Source organism: Hydrocoleum sp. CS-953 (genome assembly GCF_002260545.1).
In the GTDB taxonomy this organism is placed as follows: domain Bacteria; phylum Cyanobacteriota; class Cyanobacteriia; order Cyanobacteriales; family Microcoleaceae; genus Trichodesmium.
The window spans coordinates 1-2981 of the sequence record NZ_LGSU01000397.1 but is presented as its reverse complement, the minus strand read 5'-3'; the positions used below and the strand labels follow the sequence as shown (position 1 = coordinate 2981).

The 2981-nt window shown below is 33.6% G+C and carries 3 protein-coding genes; 2 read left to right on the top strand and 1 reads right to left on the bottom strand.

The features are described 5' to 3' along the window. On the top strand, positions 1 to 779 hold a 779-nt coding region (locus AFK68_RS03870), incomplete at its 5' end, for a DUF1295 domain-containing protein (protein ID WP_371357216.1). 674 nt (positions 780 to 1453) lie between these two features. Here AFK68_RS03870 and AFK68_RS03865 read toward each other — a convergent pair. Then, complete coding sequence (locus AFK68_RS03865; protein ID WP_094671670.1) at positions 1454 to 1825, bottom strand: DUF2237 family protein; 372 nt, start codon at positions 1823 to 1825, stop codon at positions 1454 to 1456. A gap of 405 nt (positions 1826 to 2230) precedes the next feature. On the opposite strand from AFK68_RS03865, the gene AFK68_RS03860 reads away from it, so the two are divergent. Continuing rightward, positions 2231 to 2566, top strand: a complete 336-nt coding sequence (locus AFK68_RS03860; protein WP_094671669.1) for a hypothetical protein — start codon at positions 2231 to 2233, stop codon at positions 2564 to 2566. The last annotated feature ends 415 nt before the right edge of the window (positions 2567 to 2981 follow it).

Here is a 2981-nt window from a genome sequence, read left to right as displayed (position 1 = left end):
GACCTGAAAATCTTGAAAAATTAGTGATGCAGTCCGACAAACTTGTGCTACTTGTTGATTTTATTTATGCTCACCTTTATAATATAACTAAAGTTTTTTTGAGAGTACAAATATCACTCATTATGAAAGCAAAACATCCAATTAATTTCCACAAAGCCACGACATTTATATTTGTATTGGCACTAATGGTAGCCTACCAAAACTTTACTTTGGGTCCTTGGGTTTATCTCGCTCTACATGGCACCTATGGAATTTTATGGTTACTAAAAGACCGTATCTATCCAGACAAACAATGGGAACAAGAAATTCCTATCTGGTTAGGCATTGTTACTTTTGCCTTATTATCTTTATATTGGGTAGCTCCCTACATTTTAATTAGCAGTGGAACTGAACCTCCAATACCGTTACTAGCTGCTGCAATTTCTCTGAATATTTTTGGCGTTTTCTTCCACTACACTAGCGATGCTCAAAAATATTATACCCTCAAATATCAACCAGGATTAATCACAGAAGGATTCTTTGCTCGCTGCCGAAATACTAACTATTTAGGAGAAGTATTTATCTATCTTTCCTTTGCAATGTTAGCCCAACATTGGCTACCTTATTTAATTCTAGGAGTATTTTTTGCCGGAGTATTTATTCCTAATATGTTGAAAAAAGATAAATCTCTATCTCGTTACCCAGAATTTGCAGAATATAAAGCTAATTCAGGTTTAATTATCCCTCAGCTATTTGGTGATAATTCTCTTAACCAAGAAGCTCAAAAAGTTAGTGAATAAAAGGATATTCAACTGATTAGATAAAATATTTTAGGTACGTTCTATGGAATGTTCTTAGTCTTGAGTATATTTCCTAGGAAATAGAAAAGTATCTTCCAACAATTAGTTAGGGTTTGCTGAAAAAGTATTTTTTAACGAGTAGAAGAGTAGGGGAGTAGTAGGGACGTTGCACAGGCAAAAATGCGTTTTCCGTTCCGGAATTCTCCGCAAACATGTTGCGCAGCAAAACGTCCGTACGGCAGTAATTTTTTTCCCAACTCTTGCTGAAAATACCTTCCTTTTTGATTTTTCGGGAACCGTGCATTAAGAGCTGAAACAGGCGTACTTTTTAGCAACCTAAAAAAGCTCATACCTTTATCTGTAAATACTTTGAGATTTAATCAGCAAGCCCTAGTTATAAAAAAGTCTTTGTTTGTAGTTGCGCTTTAGCGCCAAATATATGTCTAGCGCTGAAGGGCAACTACGAGCCAAAATCAGTCTTTTACTAATAGCGTATACCCCGTATAATAAGCAAGATAATTAATAATTTTAGATGATATTAATCACATTTAATTGATTACCAAAAAATTCAGGTATAGAGCCTCTCCATTAATGGATAAAAAATCAAAAAATTCCTTTTAGAAAATCCTCTTCTGATAAAGAAGAGGTAATAATTAACAATTAACAATTAACAATTAATTATTCAAAAGTGAATGTTCCTGCAAAACCTCTAGAGGTACAACCTCCAATGCTTTTTGATGAGTTGCTGACAAAACAACTGGTGGCGCAACTCCAGAGTCAAGCGCTTCTTTCCAACGAGATGCACATAAACACCAGCGATCGCCAGGTTTTAAACCAGGAAATGAATATTCTAGTCTAGGTGTACTCAAATCATTACCACGACGTTTAGTAAATTCTAAAAAATCTGCTGTTAGTTCTGCACAAACAACATGGGAACCAAAATCAGATGCTCCAGTTTGACAATATCCATCTCGATAAAATCCAGTCATGGGAGAAGTGCAACAAATTTCTAGTTTTTCCCCCAGTACATTTAATGCTTCTGTCATTTGAAAATAATCCCTATGGATATAGTTTATTTTTTTAGTTTACCAGAGATTAACTTGATTATTTTATCTGTCAAATAATTTTATTTTTATCATTTTTTTTGATAGGCGGTCGCTAATTTTTTTGTGCTATTATTAGTAAGATTTACCCAAGAATTATTAATTAAATAATTCAGCTTTATTAGCCTCCCATTTTAAGGGAAAAAAGCGGGGCTGTCGCCGACATGAATGCGGAGCATGACCTAGGATAGGATCGCCTTAGCGGAGCGGCTCTGCACTCTTCGGGAAACCTCGCCATATTCAATCGACCAAAAGAAAACTTAATATTCAATTCCCTTACGGTTTTAAGCAGAGGTAATTATCAATTATCCATTATCAATTATCCATTAATTAAATTCCTCAAATTCTATGCTAAAAAAAATTACGACTGTTGTTTCCTTAGCTGGAATTTCTCTGTCTATCGTTTCAATAAGTGCAATTGCTCAAGACACTTCTTTGAAAGTGGGAATCGTACAAGAGTTAGTGACTGGAGACCTAATGTGTTATGCAACTTTAATAGATGAAAATGGTAAAGAACATTATGCCAGAGCTAGCTTTGAAATTTGTGCAGATCAGGATTATTACTTAAATAAAAAAGTTCAATTAACTTATGAGAAAGCTAATATTAACGATTGTCAAAGTAGTGAACCCTGTGGTAAAACTCGTAAAAAATGGATAATTTCAAAAATGAAAATAATAGAATAAGTCTGATGCCGAGGAGTCAGCAATTAACAATGTTCATTTCGGCGACAGCCAATACAATTAATAATTACCCATTCTAAATAATTAACAATTAACAATTAATAATTATCTAGAGTAGAACATTCATAATTTATAACAGACTATCTCATGGTTCTTTATGGCGTGTAAATTATTATAGCGCTACGCGAAGCGGGAATAGGGAATAGGTATGGAGGGAATAGTAGACTAATAAAGGGTTTTAGGATTTAGAAATGTCCTAACCTTAATGCGTAGCACTATAATTACAATAGGAGGATTCAAGGTGTAAATTGTTGAATAAATAATTAATTGACTATCAACTCCTAATTATTAACTATTAATAATTAATTATTCGGTAAGCTTAATTTAAGATAATTATAGCAATCCTAAATTGGTTACG

Coding starts and splice junctions, on each gene's coding strand:
- AFK68_RS03865 (WP_094671670.1), bottom strand. CDS start 1,825: ATGACAGAAGCATTAAATGTACTGGGGGAAAAACTAGAAATTTGTTGC.
- AFK68_RS03860 (WP_094671669.1), top strand. CDS start 2,231: ATGCTAAAAAAAATTACGACTGTTGTTTCCTTAGCTGGAATTTCTCTG.